Here is a 19756-nt window from a genome sequence, read left to right as displayed (position 1 = left end):
TCTCTTACTATCTGCAAATGATAACCTATTCTACAGATACAATATAATAGTAGATCGGCTGTCCACCCGGATTTACTTCGACTTCCACATCAGGATATTTCTCTGTGATCTGATCTGAAAATTCCATGGCTTCTTCTTCTGTTGCTTCATCACCATAGTAAATGCTGACTAAGGCAGAATCTTCATCGATCATCTGGTCGATCATATCCATCGTCACTTCTTTTTTGTCTGCTCCGACAGAAAGAATCGTCTTGTCACCGATTCCCATATAATCACCCTGATGGATTGTCTTATCATCGATCTCTGTATCACGTACTGCATAAGTTACCTGACCGGTTTTTACAATTGAGATCTCCTCGCTCATACGCGCTTCATTTTCTTCCGGTGTCTGTTCAGGAATGTAATTCACTAAGGCTGTGATTCCCTGTGGTATCGTCTTTGTCGGAATCACGATAATATTCTTATCTTCGCATAGTGAAGCTGCCTGACTTGCTGCAAGAATGATATTCTTATTATTTGGAAGGATAAATACATTCTTTGCATTGACCTTTTCTACTGCGGAAAGCACATCTTCTGTACTTGGGTTCATGGTCTGACCGCCTTCTATAATATAGTCAACACCAAGACCACGGAAGATCTCATTTAACCCTTCCCCGATCGATACTGCAACAAAGCCCATTTCTTTTTCCGACTCTTTTGGTTCTTCTTTTGCAGTTTCTGTGATTCCTGCACTTTGCATTTCTTTTTCTTTCATTGCAGAAATCTTTTCATCACGCTCTAACTTCATATTTTCAATGATGATCGTTGTTAAACTTCCGTAAGTTAAACCTCTCTGCATAGCAAGACCCGGATCGTTGGTATGTACATGTACCTTTACGATCTCATCATCAGCTACTACTACGATCGAATCACCAATGCTTTCTAAGTAAGCCTTAAATTCATGTTCTTTTTTCTCACTGAATGGCTTGTCAAGCATGATCAGAAACTGTGTACAATATGCAAATCTGATCTCCTGATTTGCCTGTGCATCAATATAAGAATCAGCCTGTAAGCTGCCTGTTTCTGACTTTTTAGGAACTTCTACCTGAAGTTCGATCTCTTTACCCTGAAGGGAATAGAGTCCACCTCTTAATACTTCTACTAATCCCTGTCCGCCGGAATCTACAACACCTGCCTGTTTTAAGACCGGGAGCATATCCGGTGTCTTGCTTAAGACACGGTCAGCTTCTTTAATGACTGCTTCTATAAATACTAACAGATCTGTTTCTGTTTCTGCTAATTCCGTTCCCTTTTCAGCCGCACCCTTTGCGACAGTAAGGATCGTACCTTCTTTCGGCTTCATAACTGCCTTATATGCAGTTTCGACAGCTTTTTCCATTGCTTTTGCCATGACTTCAACGGTAATTGTATCATATTCTGCGATTACTTTTGTAAAGCCTCGGAACAGCTGGGATAAGATAACACCGGAGTTACCTCTTGCTCCACGGAGTGAACCGGAAGAAATAGCTTTTGACAGGGATTTCATGTCAGGGTTTTCTAATGCTGCCACTTCCTTTGCAGCAGACATGATCGTCATTGACATATTCGTTCCCGTATCACCGTCTGGTACCGGGAATACGTTTAATTCATTGATCCATTCTTTTTTTGCCTCTAAATTCGCTGCACCTGCTAAAAACATTTTGGCAAATACAGCCGCATTTATCGAATTGATTTCCACTTTCAAATCCTCCTTAATCGATCACTCTTACGCCTTCAACGTAGATGTTGATCTTCTCAATTTCCATTCCGGTAAATTCTTCTACTTTATATTTTACCGTTTCAATTAAGTTGTCAGAAACTGTATGGATGCTGACTCCATACGAAACAATGACATGAAAATCAATGATAATCTTATTTTCATCATCTATCGTTACATTTATTCCATGTGTAAGATAATCTTTTTTTAATAATTTTACAAGACCATCTTTCATATTTACTGCAGCCATTCCCACAATTCCAAAACATTCTACTGCTACGGAACCTGCATAGGTTGCTATTACTTCTTTGTCAATCACTACTGTGCCCAGATGGGTTTCCATTTGTCCTTTCATACCCTGACCTCCATATTTTTAATCAGTCAAACGTCATACAGACGCTAGTATATAAACCATTATACCCATTTTTCATAAAAAATCAAATCCTCTTTCAAAAATATATGAAAAAAAACAAAAAATTCCTTGCATTATAATTTATTATCTGCTAGAATAATCATGTTGTGAGTTTACGCACAAAGTAAACTTAGTAAATGCAAGGAGGTGCAATCATGGCAAAGTGTGCAGTTTGTGGAAAAGGTGCTCATTTCGGAAACAATGTGAGCCATTCTCATAGAAGATCAAATAGAATGTGGAAATCAAACATTAAATCTGTAAAGTGTAAAGTAAACGGAGCTCCTAAGAAGTTGTATGTATGTACTTCTTGCTTAAGAAGCGGTAAAGTAGAGCGTGCATAGGATTTAGAAATCAAGGGACTGTTTTGACAGTTCCTTTTTTTATTGCATGATCTCCCATCTCTAACAGCAGCAAAATAAAATATATCCTACGATCATACACAGGCATATCACTAAAAATCCGACAAAATCACTGGGGATCACCCACATCAATACCATTCCTGCCCCGAGACAGAATAAAGAATAACCAATGACTCTTTTCATTTTCTACCAACCTAAAAAAGATGCATATATATTACTATATGCACCTTCTTAAAATTCTATCGCATGATCTGTTTACTTTTCTTTTACGGATTCTGAAAGAATGTTTTCCATTTCTTCTTTAGCTTTCTCTTTTGCTTTAGCATCTGTATGATCGGCTTCTTTCTCATTCCTGCTTGTGAATTTATTGACAAAATCCGGTACCATGTCTAAGATCTTTGTCACGCCATCCTGATTCTTGACGTTGACTAATTTTGTGGTTCCATTTGAGATCACAAGAACTGCACTCGGCATGATCTTACCGCCCATACCACCGCCGCCGTTCTGCTTTTTATCTCCTGAAAAAACACCTGCTGCAACACCAAACGATACATCGACTAACGGTAAGATGATCGTATCGCCGATATGGATCGCATCACCGACAACGGTCTTTGTTGTGATAAAACTGTCCATTCCCTTAAATAATGATTCTACAGTTGTATTAAATGTATTATCTGCCATCTCATAACCTCCTATTTTCTGATCTTATTCCATAATCTTTTTATATTTTTATCTCTCAGGATATGGATTCCGCTTCTTAATAGATGAAACAATGCCATATGCCCTTTTACCATCAGATTACCTCTGATATAGAACTCGTCCGATGTAAAGTCAGGATATACATGCACCCGCTTCTGATAAAACAACGGGATCAGGCTAAGTGCACCTGTGACTTCTCCGGTCAGTGCCGGATCACCTGTCGCAAATGAAATATCCGCTTTACAATATTTTGGCTTTATTTTTGATAACAGATACAGAAGTTCTTCAAAAAGTTTCCGTACTGCCGACTGGTTCCGTTCATCAGAAATCTCTCTTTTTAATACGGAAAGCCAGCCCTTTTTCATGTTTCCTTTTTTCTTTTTGGTCTTATCTGTATCTGTCCTATCTTTACTTTCTGTGCTCTTATGTTCTGTGTCTACATACTCTTGATCTGTAGGCTCTGCATCTTTATCTTCGGAATCTGTATCATCTTCATTCTCTTTATCTGCATAGTCATTTTCTGTATCATGTATCTTCTGCCTGCTTACTGTATGCTCTGCCTGTTGCTCTGTGTCTGTTATTATTTCTTCTGCGATCTCCTCGTCTGTCTGTGGGCTCTCCTTTTTTTTCTTAGAAAATCCAAAAATCTTAAACTGCACATTACTGCCTGTATCCTCGATCTGAAAATCCAGCGAAAAGATATGAAACAGCCACCAGAGATGCCCTTCTAAATAAAAGCTATCCTCTGCATTGCCCTTCAGCTTATAAAATACCGGATGAAAAAGTACCAGTAGGATAAGGAATAATACGATCAAAAGCAGAATCCCGATCACTTTTAAAATGATAAAAATTATATTCATACGCCCTGCTTTCCTTCTGGTCTGAGATAGCCTCTGACATCAAATCCTCTTGTTTTGCGGTACACATCACTGATGATGTGTCCAGCCACTTCTAAGGCTTCTTCATAATCTCCGGCAAGACCAACAATATATAATTCTTTCTTGGGATAATGCTTTTGTAACAGTTCTCTCGATGGTATGATATCCAACAGATTATTCTCGTTGGATGCTAAAGTGATCACATAGACTCGAAGCATTCCGGCATTATGCATGATCTTCCATCTTACCTTTTTTTGTCTGTGTATGATACTATCTCCTGCATATAGATTCTTATACCATTCCATTCAGAAAAACTCCTGCTTCATTTTAGAAGTACTTATGACTTCCCCATAGATTACTTTTCTTCAAATCCAGATATTCATTATATGCTTTTTCTAGGATCTGCTTTTCATTTGCAAATTTTAAAAGATGATACGCTTCGTGAAACTTGTAATAACCTGAATCCACAAAAAATTCTTCCCGCTGTGGTTTGCTGTAATAACTGTCTGCCATCATCAGATACCAGTGTACTTCCTTTTCTACAGTATCTTCCGGTACTGTAAATGTATACTGACTCTTTCCTATATATTTAATGATGGATGCTTTCGCACCTGTTTCTTCCAACACTTCACGAGTCGCTGTTTCCTTATACTCTTCTCCCGGTTCTACCGTCCCCTTCGGCAGCACCCAGCCCTCGTATTTATTTTTATAATTCTTATAAAGCACCAGAATCTTACCACGAAAAATTACCACACCACCACAGCTTGTTGCTTCTATCATTGCAATACCTCCTGATGTGGTTACTAAACTTAGAATTAAGTATACCCCTTTTTCACATGACATGCAAGGATTCTGTTTAATATCTGTAATACATATCAAAAATACTTTTTGCAGCAGGAACGGCATAGGCGCTTCCGATACCTGCTTTTTCTACAATGACTGCCAATGCGATATCTTCTTTGTCATCTCTGTGTGCATAGCCTACAAACCATGCGTGGCTCTCACCCTTATTCGTTCCAAATTCCGCAGAGCCGGTTTTTCCATATGCCTGATAGCTCATGCCCTTTAATTTTGAACCTGTCCCGCTTTCTACTACTTCTTTCATATAATCCTGCAGGATAGCAGCTTCATCGGCTGTCATCAGTTCTCCATAGGCAGAAGAATTGTAAGCCTTAACAACATCACCTTCATAATTTTCGGTTGCATCGATCACATACGGCTTCATTAAGACACCGTTATTTGCGATCGCACTTGTCACCATTGCCATATGCAGCGGTGTAACGACTGTTTTTCCCTGACCGATCGCAGTTTCCATGATCTCACTGGTAGAGGAATTTTCATTCAATGCAAAGCTGCTCTTTGATGTTTCTAATTTTTCAACCGGAAGGGTATCATTAAATAACAAATCTTCACAGGTCTTAGAAAACTGCTTTAGATCAAGGGTCAGACCAATGTTTGCAAAAGAGGTATTACAGGATTTGACAAAGGAACGCTTTAAATCCACACCGCCATGTACCTCGCCGCTAAAACAGCTTAACTTGCTGTTATCTTTTTGGATGCTTCCGGTACAGTTATAACTGTAATTCTGATAAGTATCCGGATTTTCCCTGATATATTCTAAAGTCGTAAAGATCTTAAATGTCGATCCCGGCGGGTAAAGTCCCTGTGATGCCCTGTTTAATAAAACAGATTCGGAATTTTCATCTGCAACGATCGTATCCCAGTTTGCCTCAATCGTATTCGGATCAAAATCCGGCTTTGATACCATTGCAAGTATCTTTCCGGTTGCCGGCTCCATAACGACAACTGCACCGTTATAATCTCCTAACGCTTCATATGCAGTACTTTGCAGGGAATAATTTAATGTCGTGATCACATTATCCCCGATACTTTTTTCATCAGTCACTTCATCGACCGTTTTTTCTAAGAAAAATGCATTGGAACGGAGCAGGTTAAAATTCGCCCATGATTCAATTCCCGACCGTCCATATTTCTCTGTAGAATAACCGACAATATGGGAAAACATATTAGAATATGGATATACCCTTGTTTCATTTCCTTCTGCATCTACTTTTGTTTCTGCTAACACTTCTCTTTCCGCAGAGAGGATTTCTCCACGCACAACCGATTCTGCAAAAGAATCCTGTCTGGTGTTATATGAATTATTGATGAAGTCCTCACTTTTTACTACCTGAAAATAGATAAAATATCCGATCAGGCATAAAAACAATCCTGTAAAACAATATGTGATGACTGCAAATTCACGGTTTCTAACGGAGGTCTTCGATTTTTGTGTCGAATCCGGTTGCTTTTCTTTTTTTGACTGTCTGAGGGTTTTTTGTAAGTTTTCGTCCATTCTGACCTCCTTCACCTTCTCTTAATATATAAAAGCCCTGAATGATCGCAAAAATAATGATCGTACTAAGCAGAGAACTTCCACCATAGCTGACAAGTGGCAGTGTCACTCCGGTAGATGGGATAAATTTGATCACCCCACCAACCGTAAGGAATACCTGAAATCCATAAGTAATGCCAAGCCCAAGTGCCACTAATTTATAGAAGCTGTCTTTTAGCTGCATGGCAATATTTAAAAACATCAAAAAACAGCTCATACATACCATGATCAGACAGATAGCAAACACACCGCCAAGTTCTTCTGCGATTGCCGAAAAAACAAAATCCTGTTCTACAACCGGAATCTTTCCCGGACTTCCCTGATTTAAACCTAAGCCGAACCAGCCACCGGTACCGATCGCAAATAAAGACTGGCAGATCTGATATCCTTCATTATCGATCACGCTGATTGGATCCTGCCATGCAACTACACGTACCCGCACATGGGAAAATAGCCGGTAAGCAATGACTGCTGCCACAGAACCACTTAACAGTCCTCCGATAAAATAAAACGGATTTCCGGTTGCCACATAGAGCATTGTGATATATACCACAAAAAAGATCAATGCCCCGCCCAGGTCTTTCGATGCGACAAGCACAATGACATGTGCCGCTGCAACGACTGTCGTGATCACAACCTGCCGGAAAGAATTTGACTGATGAAACATTCCGGCAACAAAAAATACAAAAATGATCTTTACAAATTCAGACGGCTGTAAAGAAATGCCGGCAACTGTATAAGAGATCTTTGCTCCATAACTGGTAGCTCCTAATATGGCAACGATCAGAAGTGCCAGAAGTCCGACAACTGCATACAACCATGTCATTTTTCGTATAAACCGGATCTTTTTGATCATAAATGGCACACCTAATGCAAAGATCATCGCACCGACTGCGATCGTAAACTGCTTGGCTGCTTTTGTAAAAGAAAGTCTTGTCAGTATCAAAAAACCGATCGCCATCAGCATACACATATTATTGACTAAAAGCTGTGCCGCATTTTCATAAAGCAGCTTATAAGTGCTGATCACGATCAGAAAAAAAATCACCTGTACGCCATAAAACAAAAGGATCGTCGGATTATCTGTCTGGTCAAATAAAACAAGATACCCATCTAAATGAAGCAGCAGCATCCAGATATTCTGCCGTCTGAAAATAGCTTCTCTCCGCTCCTTTGTATTCTTCTTACGAAAGACAAAAAAACATTCTAACGTATATAACGCAAACAATATGATCATCAGATATTTAGATACTTCACAAAATATACTGCTCATAAATCCCCTCTATTCCACGCCTCGTTTATAATGTCCATAAGTACGCTCACTCATATCTGCCGTCTGTACATTCTTTGGATTCTTTTCCATTGCCATCTGACAGACTTTTAATACCTTCTCTGTTTCTTTTTTATTTTCTATTGTAAATGATAAGCGAAAACGCATCATTCCACAACCCTTCAATTCCTGCAGCACTGAAAAAAGATACAGTGGTTTGGAATTATAGATCACATTATAGCACTCATTGCAGTGATTTTTCACTGGAAATGAAATTCCATAACGGTCTTTTAAATAGTATACTTTCTTTGTTTTATCACATTTTGTCAAATTCCGGTTGATACACTGTGCACTTGTCATCAGTGGCAGATATCCGTAGAGCAGCATCTCGCTTTGCCTGTTATCCCGCCGTTTGATTTCTTTGCCATTTAGTTCTAACGGAACGGTATCGCCTTGGATTCTATAAGAAAAGAATGCCTGTCTGCTTTCATTTGACCATGTATACAGACTGTGGTCGATCCTGATTTTATCTGCCGGTATCTTTTGCTTTAATAAAAAAGCAAGTGCGTCATAACTTTTGACCAGATAACCGTCTGTCTGTAACTCAGGCAGGATTGACGCGTAAAATGCAGATGTGCATTCTCTGAAAACAGCCGGCAATATATAATACAACTCTTTGCCTTCCTGCTTTGCCGCCTGCATGGTTTCTTTCATTTTTGCAACGGTCTGTTCCCTTGAAAAAACGGTACTGTCTATATAGACTGTTGAAATGATCTCACTTTCTAATAAAGGTGCGATCTGTTCTTCATTTTCTGCCGATGCCGTGATCTTAAGTGTTTTCTCCTGTGACAGATCTTTTATTTCCGGCAGTAACACTTTTTCCTTCGCATCTGTCCTCTGGTATGAAAGCAGGCATTGTTCTTCTAACTGCTCTAATGCCTGCCGTCTTAACTCATTGACTGCCCCTATGGATAAGAAAAGATTTTCTTCCATATTGATTTCTAATGACTCAAAAACAAATGGTGTATTTCCGGTCTTATTTAACTTTTCATAGATTTTTTCTTTGGTGACCGGCTGTTTCTGTGCCATAACAGCAGATGCTCCTGTCACAGTTACGGTATGATTCTGGTATTGTACGGTAAGTTCTATAGGCTGGTCTAACCTTGCCTGAAAGATACCTTGGACTGGTTCTTTACATTCTGAAAGGATATAATCTCTGGCAACTTCTTTTCTTAATGTTTCATTTCCTTTTTCATGTCCCGGTTTTTCAAATGTGACCATTTCCGGTCCATTCCATCTCTGATAATATCCATCTGTAAAACCACTCCGGTTACCTAGATCAAACAGCTTTTTCTGATCCTGCTCTGATACGAAATATCCTTCCTCTCCATAGGAAAGATAACGATCCATATATTTCCGGTATACAGATACGACGCCTGCTGCATATTCTGCCTGCTTCATCCTGCCTTCGATCTTAAATGAATAGACACCGCTTTTTGCAAGCTGTGGAATATAATCTATCGTACAAAGATCTTTTAAACTAAGCGGATATAACGCATTTTTCTTATTGATCTTTTGATATGCGGCATCATAGACTTCATATGGCAGTCTGCATGGCTGTGCACAGCGGCCGCGGTTTCCACTTCTGCCACCAAGCATACTGCTAAGCAGGCACTGACCTGAATAACAGTAACAGAGTGCCCCATGTACAAAACTTTCGATCTCGACCGGTACTGCCTGATGGATCTTTGCAATCTCCTCAAAAGAAAGTTCTCTTGCCATGACGATACGCTCTGCTCCGGCTTTTACTAACAGTTCTGCCCCTGATGTATTCGTTACCGTCATCTGTGTACTCGTATGTATCGGAAGGTCTTTAAAATTCCTGCGGATAAACTGCATCACACCAAGATCCTGTACGATCACAGCATCTAATCCCCGCTCATAATATGGCAGCAGATATTCATATAACTGTTCTTCTAATTCCTTCTCTTTTAACAGCGTATTGACTGCTAATATGATCTTTTTTCCATGGATATGTCCGAAATCGATTGCCTCTAACACTTCTTCTTTGTCAAAATTCTTTGCATAAGCCCTCGCCCCAAACTGGCTGCCACCAAAGTAAACAGCATCTGCTCCTGCATGAATGACTGCTTTTAATATCTCTAAGTTACCTGCCGGAGCTAAAAGTTCTAACTCATCTGCCATAACTTCCTCCTGTTCCCATCATGTAAAAAAGAGGACGAATCCACTCGTCCCCCTATGTAAACTGCAATTATTTCTTTTCTTTCCTGTTGATGCCATGTTCATCTCTGTGATGATTCTGACCTGACGGCTGTTTTTCTTCTTCCTTTGGAAGTTCTCCTAACAGTGCATCTTCTAATGCCGCTTCTAATTTTGACTTATTCAGCTGCAGTTCCTTATTCTGTGTTTCTAATTCTTTGACTGTTTTCTCACTTGTTTCTGCTTTGATCTGTACGGAGATCAGTTCATGTTTGAGGTCATAGAGTTCTTTTTCCTTGATCTCAAGGTCCTGTTCTAACTTCTCCACACGGTCTTTTGCTTTAAAATAATCATCTGCAATATTAAGCTCGACTAATGTTGCTTTCATATCCACCGGAAAGCGGCGGATTTCTTCCATTTCATTAAACTCATTTATCTTATTATTGATATAAGCTGCCACACGCTGTAAATATTCTTCCCCTTCGTATCCACTCAGCGTATACACCTTTCCACCAATGATCACTTCTGTATTGGATTTCGATGACATACGTTTTCCTCCCTGTAATGCAGAACTACCTGCAATCCATTATACGTTTTCTTCGCTTATCTTGCAAGATGAAAATGTTCAAACGCAAAATCTGTTGCGACTCTCCCCTTCGGTGTCCGGTTGATAAAACCGTTTTTAACAAGATACGGTTCGTACACATCTTCGATCGTTCCGGCATCTTCTCCGATCGCAGCAGCTAAAGTATCTAAGCCTACAGGTCCTCCTGCAAATTTCTCCATGATCGTAAGCAGGATATTCCTGTCGTTCTGGTCAAGCCCACAGGAATCGACTTCTAAAAGATCAAGGGCAAATGATGCCACTTCTTTTGTGATCTTACCGTCATATTTTACCTGTGCAAAATCCCTGACTCGTTTTAACAGACGGTTCGCAAGTCGTGGTGTCCCGCGGCTTCTTTTTGCTAACTCTAATGCTCCTTCTTCATCGATCGTAACATCTAACTTGTCTGCTGAGTGTATGATGATCGTCTGCAATTCTTCCGGTGTATAAAATTCCAAATGATGGATCACGCCAAACCTGTCCCGTAACGGTGCTGATAAAAGACCTGCTCTTGTCGTTGCACCTACTAAAGTAAACTTTGGCAGATCTAAACGGAGTGAATGTGCAGTTGCACCTTTTCCGATCATAATATCGATCGCATAATCTTCCATTGCCGAATATAACACTTCTTCTACCTGACGGTCTAAGCGGTGGATCTCATCAATAAACAAAAGATCTCCCGGCTGGAGATTGCTTAAGATCGCAGCCATATCTCCGGTTCTTCCGATCGCAGGACCGCTTGTGATCTTCATATGCGTTCCCATTTCATTCGCAATGATGCCTGCTAATGTTGTTTTTCCAAGTCCCGGCGGTCCATAAAATAATACATGGTCTAAGGCTTCATTTCTCTGCTTTGCCGCCTCAATATAAATTTTTAAATGCTCCTTTGCTTTCTTTTGTCCGATATAATCATTTAAAGTCTGCGGACGGAGCGTTTTTTCTATTTTTTTATCTTCTTCCTGAATCTGTGTCGATATCACACGTTTTTCCATGCCTGTTATAAACTATCCCTTTCTATTACCATCTGCTTCTATAGAAATGCCATCTGCTTTAAGGCAGCTTTTAGAATATTTTCTGTATCCATATCCTCTGTGATCTCTAACTTAGAAACCGCAGACAATGCTTCAGAAGCGGAATATCCTAATGCTGTCAATGCCTGTATAGCTTCATTTTTTGCTGTCTGGTCTGCCGCTTTTACCGGAATATCTGCCGTCTGGTCTGCTTTTTCAAATACATCTTCGATATTCAGTTTATCTTTTAACTCTAAGATCACACGCTGTGCAGTTTTCGCCCCGATACCGGGAGCTTTTGCTATGGCTTTTGCATCACCGCCTACAACTGCAAACCGAAGGTCATCTGCGGATAAAACGGATAAAACTGCTAATGCACCTTTAGGTCCGATTCCATTGACCGCTAACAGTAATTTAAAGATGTGAAGATCGTCTTTTGATAAAAAACCAAATAAGGACATTGCATCTTCTTTCACATTCAGATAGGTATATATTTTTACTTCCGTCCCAATCATCGGCAGTTCTTCCATCAGGCGGGCAGATACCTGCATCTGATAACCGATCCCCTGATTGTCTATAACGATCCATCCACTGCCTGTTTCTTCTAATGTTCCTTTGATATATGCATACATGACTAATCCCTCTTTCCTAAACGTAAGATCATTTCCTGTGAAATGATCCCGATCAGAAACCCTGTTATAAATCCTGCGATCAGAAGTACCGGTGCATAATAGACAAGATTCAGGTTTTCTACAACTACACAGGCTGCTGATAACTGCCCGATATTATGAAAGATCCCGCCTATCGTACTTACGGATATCACTTTAAACTTCTTTGTGGATCTTAAAAGCAGCATCATAAGGAAACTACAAATCCCGCCGCACATACTATATAAGATGCTAAATGGATTTCCAAATAAAAATCCTGCGATCAGTATCCTTAATACCGAGATCAGAAATGCCTCTTTTGCACCGATCGTATAGAGCATCCAGACGACAACGATATTCGTCAGTCCTAACTTTATCCCCGGTATCCCAAAATAAAACGGAATCAAAGATTCTATATAGCTGCAGATCAGTGCCAGTGCTAAAAATAATCCGAGATATGCTGTTTTATGTTTCATCATTTTATCCTCTTATGTCATAGAATCAAAGTCCGCTTCTTTCGCATCCTGTATCTCTACCACGACTTTGTGTGGCAGGCAGACGATCGTTTCATTTGTTCTTTCGATCGCTTTTTGATGCACACAGAGTTTATCCGGACAGTCTGCTTCTATCATATCTGCTTTTCCGTCTTTGATCTGTAAAACATTTGCAGCCCTGCCATCTATTTTAATCTCAATTTCATCATCCTGTGCTAATGGATATGTTCCATATACTTCACCTGCTACCGTAACGACTGCTTTTGCTCCTGTTTCGCCCCGAAAAAAACTGCTTACCACATAACCTGCCAGCAAAACCAGTCCGATCACAAGCAGAAGTATTCCATCATTTTTTCTAAACCGTTTTGTCATCGACTAAGAAACCTTCTCTCCGATGTAATAAAATCCTTTACATTCGTTTAATCTGACATCGACGATCTTACCGATCATATCTGCATTTCCCGGCAGATGTACAACAGAATTGTTGCTAAGTCTTCCTGTCACAAGATGTTCGTCCTGCTCATTGACTGTTTCTACCAATACTTTCTGTGTCGTTCCGGTATAAACTTCTGCTTTTCTTGCTGCAATCGTCTGTACTTCTTTTAAAAGTCTGTCAAACCGCTGTTTGATCACATCTTCCGGCACCTGGTCTTCCATCGCTGCCGCCGGTGTTCCGGTTCTCTTTGAATAGATAAATGTAAATGCACTGTCATATCCTACCTTACGTACAACATCCATTGTTTCTTCAAAATCTTCTTCTGTTTCTCCCGGAAATCCTACAATGATATCTGTAGTCAGTGAAATATCCGGTACGGCTTCCCGGATCTTATCCACCAGTTCTAAATACTGCTCTTTTGTATATCTGCGGTTCATGATCTTTAAGATCCTTGAACTGCCGGACTGTAATGGAAGATGCAGATGTTTACAGATTTTTTTGGAATGTTTCATCACATCGATCAATTCATCGGAAAGATCTTTCGGATGAGAAGTCATAAAACGTATCCTCTCAATCCCTTCGATCTTTTCTACTTCCTGCAACAACTGTGCAAAGCTGATCTGCGGTTCTAAGTTCTTGCCATAAGAGTTGACATTCTGGCCTAACAGCATCACTTCTACTACGCCATCTGCAGCTAATTTTTCAATCTCCCTGACAATATCCTTTGCCTCGCGGCTTCTCTCCCGTCCTCTGACATAAGGAACGATACAATAACTGCAGAAATTATTGCAGCCGAACATGATATTGACACCGGATTTAAAGGTATATTTCCGTTCGATCGGCAGATCTTCTACAATCTTATCTGTATCTTTCCAGATATCGATCGTCATAGATGAGCCTTTTTTATGGGAATTTCCGGTAAAACTGCTTTCAATGGCTGTCGTGATCAGTTCTGCAAATTTATAGATATTATGCGTTCCGAAGATCAGATTCACAAAACGGTAACTCTGTTTGATCTTCTCTACGACTACCGGTTCCTGCATCATACAGCCACATAAACCGATCATCATAAATGGGTTTTTCTTCTGGAAACCATTTAAATATCCTAATCTTCCGTAGACCTTGTTATTGGCATTTTCACGTACGGTACAGGTATTATAGATCACAAAATCTGCATCTTCCGTATCTTTTTCCACATAACCGATCTGTTCTAGGATACCGACTAATTTTTCAGAATCCCTTGCATTCATCTGACAGCCGAATGTCGATACATGAAACGTCAGTGGCTCTCCTTTCAGTTCGGAAAGCTGTCTGATATATTCTTTTGCGATTTCCATATAATAGTACTGACGATCTGGTTCTGTATCCGGCACCTGCTTTTTATCGATCATCTTTAATTCAATATTTTTTTCCATTTACCTTGTTCCTCACTGTTTTTATGGACGTATCTGACCATTTCCATAAATAATATATTTTGTACTTGTAAGTGCTTCTAAGCCCATAGGGCCTCTCGCATGTAATTTCTGGGTACTGATACCGATCTCTGCCCCAAATCCAAATTCAAAGCCATCGGTAAAGCGGGTAGAAGCATTGACATATACGGCAGCAGCATCGACTTCATTTAAAAACTTCTCCGCATTTGCATAATTATTCGTAATGATCGCCTCAGAATGTCCGGTATTATACCGGTTGATATGTGCGATTGCCTCATCAACAGATGCTACTGTCTTTGCAGAAATCTTATAATCTAAATATTCCGTTCCCCAGTCTTCCTCTGTTGCAGGAATGACATTTGCCCCTGCGATCGATAACTTCTGGATTGTTTCATCTGCATGGATCTCTACATTCTTTTCTGCAAGTCGTTTCTCTAAGACCGGAATAAATCCATCTACGATATTCTGATGTACTAACAGGGATTCACATGCATTACATACACCGATCCTCTGCGTCTTTGCATTGATAATGATATCACATGCCATTTGAAAATCTGCACTCTCATCTACATAGATATGGCAGTTTCCGGTTCCGGTTTCAATGACCGGAATCGTTGCATTCTCTACAACTGTACGGATCAGACCAGCACCTCCTCTTGGGATCAGCACATCCACATACCGGTTCATATGCATAAATTCCCTTGCGGTTTCATGGCTGGTATCTGTGATCAAAGAAATGGCTTCTTTTGGCAGATCCTGTTCTGCTAATGCCTCCTGGATACATTCTACGATTGCCTGATTAGAATGGATCGCATCTTTGCCACCACGTAAGATCACAACATTTCCTGTCTTAAAACACAGTCCGAATGCATCGGCAGTTACATTTGGGCGTGATTCATAAATAATTCCGATCACACCTAATGGTACACGTTTTTTTCCGATCATCAGTTCATTTGGGCGTTTTTTCATGGAAATCACTTCCCCGACCGGATCTTCTAATGATACAACCTGACGCAGTCCCTCTGCCATCTGTGCGATTCTTGCTTCAGTTAATAACAGACGGTCTAACAAGCCTTCCGGCATCTGGTTTTTTCTTCCATTTTCCATGTCGATCGAATTCGCATCGATGAGTTTTTTCTGTTTTTCTACTAATTTATCAGCTACAGCAGACAATGCCTGATTCTTCTGTACCGTTGATAAGACTGCGATCTGCTGTTTTACTTCTTTTGCCTGTTTACAGATTTCTAATAATTCCATATTTTCACCCTCCTGTTACCTGTCAAATGTTCTGATACCTGTTTCTGTTACTAAAAACTGCATTTTCACATCTGTTTCTTCCGCCTCGATCCATTCTTCTACCTGCATCTCATACGCAGTCCCGATACGGATCAGCTTTTCATGCTGTGCAAAATATCTGTCATAATAACCTTTTCCATAACCATAACGGTTTCCTGTCAGATCAAATACACTTCCGGGGACAAAACAATATGCCTTCGGAAAATCTGCCACCGGGCACTTCATCTGTGGCTCCATAATATGAAATGCACCTTCTGTAAAATCTTCCATCGAAGTTATCTGATAAAACTCCATCGTATCACCGCATACCCTTGGAAATGCTAAAGGCACATGCTCTGCTGACAGCCATGCATACAGATGTAATAAAGAAACTTCTTTTTTTAAAGGATAATATCCATAGACACCATGTTCCCGCAGATTGTTCTGCCCGGTCAGATATTCCCTGCTGTATGCAGATATCTGCGCAGAAAGCTGTTCTGCCACAGATTCTGACAGTGCACTTCGTTCTGACAGATGTTGTTTCCTAATTTGCTGTTTTCTTCCCATTGTCTTTATATTTCTCGCCTAGATTTTCGATCGTTCCATCCGGATTCTGAATATCGATATTATCTAACTGCGCTTTTAAATTGCTCTTTACACTTGCGACAAACTCTTTCCGCAAAAGATCCTGCTCCTTTTTCTCTGCTTCTGTCAGTCCTTCTGCTTTTGATTTGCGGTATAATTCATTGATCCTGTCAATTTTTGCCTGATTCATAGATTAAAGTGTCTCCTCAATATAATCACTGATATAAAAATCTTCATCATAATGCTGATGAAATAATGTTCCTGTAAAGTCTCCCTCAAAGATCTCATGCAGGATACCTACATCTTTACCATTAGCAATGATCATGTCACAGCCGGAACGTGTTGCGATCCTTGCTGCTGTAAGTTTTGTTGCCATGCCGCCGGTGCCGACATCACTTCCTGTCGATTCTTTTGCCATATGTAATAATTTTTCATCGATCACATCCACATCTTTGATCAGTTTTGCATTTGGATTTGCATGTGGATCATCTGTATATAAACCATCAATGTCAGACAGCAGGATCAGTAAGTCTGCGGATATCAAAGAAGCTACGATCGCAGATAATGTATCATTATCACCAAACTGGATCTCATAAGTAGATACTGTATCATTTTCATTGACGATCGGTATGACTCCAAGTTCAAACAGTTCTTCAAATGTATTCTGTGCATTTTTACGTGATACATTGTCGAGCATCGTCTTTTTCGTCATAAGAACCTGTCCGGCTGTCTGATGGTATTCGGAAAACATTTTCTGGTAAGTCATCATCAGTCTTGCCTGACCAACGGCTGCACATGCCTGTTTTTTTGCCATCGTTTTGGGACGTTCTTTCATGCCCATAGAGCTTCTTCCGACTGCGATCGCCCCGGAACTGACTAAACATACATCTACACCCTGATTTCTCAGATCACATAATTCACGGACTAATTTTTCTAATTTTGTAAAATTGAGTCCACCGGTTTCTTCATGGTTCAAAGAGGACGAACCGATCTTGATCACTACACGTTTTGGTAGCTTTACTTTTCTTATCTGCTGCGTTTCCATTGATAAATCCCTCGTTTTCTAATAGATAGTAACAGTTTGACCTATGGCGCATAGCTTGACAGCGCAGTGTCAAGCTTGCGTCTGAACAGTAACACACTATCACCTAATACACTACTTTATCATACATCCTCCTTGTCTACAACTTAAAAATATGCTATTCTTTTTTACAAATTGAAAAATGAAACCATCACCACAGAAAGGAAATATTTTGAAACATATATCACAGACTATATCACTTATCATTTTTACGCTTGTAGTATCTATTGTTGCAGCAGGCTGTTCAAAAACGACCGAACCGGTATCAAAATCCGGTTTTTATTTTGATACTGTCATTAAGATCACGCTCTATGATCCAGAACTTTCTCCTTTATTAGATGACTGCTTTGCACTCGCAGATACTTACGAACGCTATTTTAGTGCCACACGTTCTGACAGTGACATTTCAAAGATCAATGATGCCAACGGAGCTGCCGTTGAGGTGCATCCCGAAACGATTGAACTGATCAAAAAGGGATTAGAATACTGCAATCTTAGTTCCGGTGGTTTTGATATTACGATCGGTGCCCTTTCTTCTCTATGGGATTTTGATGATAATAATGGCACAATTCCGTCTGATACTGCGATTGCAGATGCACTTTCAACGGTTGACTATCATAACATTAGCATTTCAGGAAATACTGTTGCCCTTAAAAATCCTGACAGCAAGATTGATCTTGGCGGCATTGCAAAGGGCTATATCGCAGATAAAATGAAATCTTACTTAAAGGAACAGGGTGTTACCTCAGGGATCATCAACCTTGGCGGCAATGTCCTCTGTGTCGGCCCAAAAGCCGATGGAAATGCTTACCGCATCGGTATCCAGAAACCATTTGATGAAGAAGGCAGTGCGATCGCTTCTGTTGAAGTGTCTGATGAAACAGTTGTATCTTCCGGTGTCTATGAACGGTATTTTACTTCTGACGGAAACCTCTATCACCATATTTTAAATCCTGCAACCGGATTCCCATACGAAAATAATCTCTATGGAGTTTCCATCATCTGTAAAAATTCAGTCGATGGTGATGGGTTGAGTACGACCTGTTTTTCCCTTGGTTTAGAAAAAGGTATGGAACTTATCGAAAATCTGCCTGATACAGAAGCCGTTTTTATCACAAATGATTACAAACTTCATGCTTCGTCCGGTTTAGAAGATAAACTCACCCTATATAATGATTAAAATGACTCTGCTAGTTTGCATCGTATTCAAAATGCTGATAGTCTTTCAAGCTGTTCCAATGTCCGCCCCATGTAAAACCTGCTTCGGTAAATAACTGGTACGCCAGATCATTTTCATCGATCTTATAAGCAAAATCAAGGCTTCTGTCTATATAGCTTCTTCCATTTTCCGGCTGGCAGATCGTTGTACCATCGAAGACTGTTTTGACATAAGGATTGTACTTTGGATTCAGATCAATAGCTAATCCATAACTATGCTTTGACAGTTTTTTACTGCCTGCGATCGGACGGTAATTGAATGCAGAGGTATTATTATCTGACATAGAAGCCTCATCTTCGGCATGATATGTATCGATCAGCACCATTTTCTCAATCGGATACTGATTCTCATACAGTTTCTGAAAAATCTCCAGTACCTTATCTGCTATTTTCCAGTTTACGATCATCTCACCCACATAAGTATTGCCATCAGAACCGTAATATAACATCCGCAAATACGAAAGATCATTGACATTCACGGTATCATTTGGTGTATAAGAATATCCGTTGATTCTTGCAAGCAGGGTATCATCGATCGCATTTGCAAAAAACAGACGGTTGATCAGTTCATCGGAAACCATTCCCTCTACAGCCATATTTCCTGCCGGAAGTTCCATGATCCTTTGATATTCGGACTGTATGAAAGCTGCCTGAGAAACTTCTGTTGTATTTTCTTTATCTGATATTCCACTTTCTGTATCCTGATCACTTTCCGCTGCAGATAATTCCATTCCCTGCTCATCTTCGGTATCTATATCTTCTGAAACTTCTGCCATGCGGTCTGTGAATGTTTCTGTCGATGCCTCTGCCTGTCTGTCAGCATCGTGTTTTCCATTTACATATAAATGTAACATGGCATAAAGTAATCCTCCCGCACATACAAGCACGATAAACACCATGATTTTTTTTTTTGCTCTCATCACATCGTTTCCTTTCTGTCTGCCTTTTTATATAGCATATCATAATGACAAAAATACCGGAATCCCAGTCTTAGCCTTACACTAG

Annotated in this window: 22 protein-coding genes; 2 read left to right on the top strand and 20 right to left on the bottom strand. The window is 40.0% G+C overall.

The window, feature by feature from the left end; genetic code table 11:
- Positions 1–25: 25 nt before the first annotated feature.
- Positions 26–1717: a DAK2 domain-containing protein gene (locus tag H8S17_RS05540; RefSeq protein ID WP_178052169.1), complete on the bottom strand. Its 1692-nt coding sequence runs from the start codon at positions 1715–1717 to the stop codon at positions 26–28.
- Between the two features lie 13 nt (positions 1718–1730).
- The gene (locus tag H8S17_RS05535) at positions 1731–2090 is read right to left on the bottom strand and encodes an Asp23/Gls24 family envelope stress response protein (protein ID WP_178052168.1); all 360 of its coding nucleotides are present in this window, start codon (positions 2088–2090) and stop codon (positions 1731–1733) included.
- Between the two features lie 212 nt (positions 2091–2302).
- On the opposite strand from H8S17_RS05535, the gene rpmB reads away from it, so the two are divergent.
- Positions 2303–2488 (top strand): 50S ribosomal protein L28, encoded by a 186-nt coding sequence (gene rpmB, locus H8S17_RS05530; protein ID WP_178052167.1) that lies wholly within the window; start codon positions 2303–2305, stop codon positions 2486–2488.
- A 273-nt stretch (positions 2489–2761) separates the two neighbouring features.
- Here the strand turns inward: rpmB and H8S17_RS05525 are convergent, their stop codons facing one another.
- The 17 genes from H8S17_RS05525 to proB all read right to left on the bottom strand — a co-directional run bounded on the left by H8S17_RS05525 (position 2762) and on the right by proB (position 17497).
- Entirely contained in the window at positions 2762–3187 is a 426-nt protein-coding gene (locus tag H8S17_RS05525; protein ID WP_178052165.1) for a GerW family sporulation protein, read from the bottom strand.
- A gap of 11 nt (positions 3188–3198) precedes the next feature.
- Entirely contained in the window at positions 3199–4065 is an 867-nt protein-coding gene (locus H8S17_RS05520; protein ID WP_186866559.1) for a DUF2953 domain-containing protein, read from the bottom strand.
- Positions 4062–4388, bottom strand: coding sequence for a hypothetical protein (locus tag H8S17_RS05515; protein WP_178052163.1), 327 nt, complete (start codon positions 4386–4388; stop codon positions 4062–4064). Before H8S17_RS05515 ends, H8S17_RS05520 begins: the two co-directional genes overlap by 4 nt.
- A 22-nt stretch (positions 4389–4410) precedes the next feature.
- Positions 4411–4863, bottom strand: coding sequence for an NUDIX hydrolase (locus H8S17_RS05510; protein WP_178052162.1), 453 nt, complete (start codon positions 4861–4863; stop codon positions 4411–4413).
- A 76-nt stretch (positions 4864–4939) separates the two neighbouring features.
- Positions 4940–6439, bottom strand: coding sequence for a peptidoglycan D,D-transpeptidase FtsI family protein (locus H8S17_RS05505; protein WP_186866558.1), 1500 nt, complete (start codon positions 6437–6439; stop codon positions 4940–4942).
- Complete coding sequence (locus tag H8S17_RS05500) at positions 6354–7751, bottom strand: FtsW/RodA/SpoVE family cell cycle protein (protein ID WP_186866557.1); 1398 nt, start codon at positions 7749–7751, stop codon at positions 6354–6356. Before H8S17_RS05500 ends, H8S17_RS05505 begins: the two co-directional genes overlap by 86 nt.
- A gap of 9 nt (positions 7752–7760) precedes the next feature.
- A complete protein-coding gene (locus H8S17_RS05495) occupies positions 7761–9953 on the bottom strand; it encodes a peptidase U32 family protein (protein WP_186866556.1) in 2193 nt (730 codons plus the stop codon).
- Positions 9954–10020: 67 nt separating this feature from the next.
- The gene (gene zapA / locus H8S17_RS05490; RefSeq protein WP_186866555.1) at positions 10021–10515 is read right to left on the bottom strand and encodes a cell division protein ZapA; all 495 of its coding nucleotides are present in this window, start codon (positions 10513–10515) and stop codon (positions 10021–10023) included.
- A 56-nt stretch (positions 10516–10571) separates the two neighbouring features.
- Positions 10572–11564, bottom strand: a complete 993-nt coding sequence (gene ruvB / locus H8S17_RS05485; RefSeq protein WP_186866554.1) for a Holliday junction branch migration DNA helicase RuvB — start codon at positions 11562–11564, stop codon at positions 10572–10574.
- Between the two features lie 38 nt (positions 11565–11602).
- Positions 11603–12214, bottom strand: coding sequence for a Holliday junction branch migration protein RuvA (gene ruvA, locus H8S17_RS05480; RefSeq protein WP_178052156.1), 612 nt, complete (start codon positions 12212–12214; stop codon positions 11603–11605).
- Between the two features lie 2 nt (positions 12215–12216).
- Positions 12217–12705 carry a Gx transporter family protein gene (locus H8S17_RS05475; protein WP_186866658.1) on the bottom strand — a complete coding sequence of 163 codons (489 nt, stop codon included), beginning with the start codon at positions 12703–12705 and terminating at the stop codon, positions 12217–12219.
- 12 nt (positions 12706–12717) lie between these two features.
- The gene (locus H8S17_RS05470) at positions 12718–13095 is read right to left on the bottom strand and encodes a NusG domain II-containing protein (protein WP_186866553.1); all 378 of its coding nucleotides are present in this window, start codon (positions 13093–13095) and stop codon (positions 12718–12720) included.
- Positions 13096–13098: 3 nt separating this feature from the next.
- Positions 13099–14574 (bottom strand): tRNA (N6-isopentenyl adenosine(37)-C2)-methylthiotransferase MiaB, encoded by a 1476-nt coding sequence (gene miaB, locus H8S17_RS05465; protein WP_186866552.1) that lies wholly within the window; start codon positions 14572–14574, stop codon positions 13099–13101.
- A gap of 21 nt (positions 14575–14595) precedes the next feature.
- Positions 14596–15849, bottom strand: a complete 1254-nt coding sequence (locus H8S17_RS05460; protein ID WP_186866551.1) for a glutamate-5-semialdehyde dehydrogenase — start codon at positions 15847–15849, stop codon at positions 14596–14598.
- Between the two features lie 15 nt (positions 15850–15864).
- Positions 15865–16434 carry a 5-formyltetrahydrofolate cyclo-ligase gene (locus H8S17_RS05455; RefSeq protein WP_178052152.1) on the bottom strand — a complete coding sequence of 190 codons (570 nt, stop codon included), beginning with the start codon at positions 16432–16434 and terminating at the stop codon, positions 15865–15867.
- On the bottom strand, positions 16412–16642 hold the full coding sequence (locus H8S17_RS05450) for a DUF896 domain-containing protein (RefSeq protein WP_178052151.1): 231 nt from the start codon (positions 16640–16642) through the stop codon (positions 16412–16414). The genes H8S17_RS05455 and H8S17_RS05450 overlap by 23 nt, the downstream gene beginning before the upstream one ends.
- Before the next feature lie 3 nt (positions 16643–16645).
- Positions 16646–17497 (bottom strand): glutamate 5-kinase, encoded by an 852-nt coding sequence (gene proB / locus H8S17_RS05445; protein WP_178052150.1) that lies wholly within the window; start codon positions 17495–17497, stop codon positions 16646–16648.
- 178 nt (positions 17498–17675) lie between these two features.
- Here proB and H8S17_RS05440 point away from each other — a divergent pair, with 178 nt between their 5' ends.
- Positions 17676–18713 carry an FAD:protein FMN transferase gene (locus tag H8S17_RS05440; protein ID WP_186866550.1) on the top strand — a complete coding sequence of 346 codons (1038 nt, stop codon included), beginning with the start codon at positions 17676–17678 and terminating at the stop codon, positions 18711–18713.
- 10 nt (positions 18714–18723) lie between these two features.
- Here H8S17_RS05440 and H8S17_RS16470 read toward each other — a convergent pair whose 3' ends face one another.
- On the bottom strand, positions 18724–19671 hold the full coding sequence (locus H8S17_RS16470) for a M15 family metallopeptidase (RefSeq protein ID WP_243237982.1): 948 nt from the start codon (positions 19669–19671) through the stop codon (positions 18724–18726).
- Positions 19672–19756: the final 85 nt, after the last annotated feature.

This window comes from Roseburia zhanii (assembly GCF_014287635.1).
GTDB classification, from domain to species: Bacteria; Bacillota; Clostridia; order Lachnospirales; family Lachnospiraceae; genus Roseburia_B; species Roseburia_B zhanii.
The sequence above is the reverse complement of the archived record's forward strand: the minus strand, read 5'-3'. Positions and strand labels throughout refer to the sequence as shown.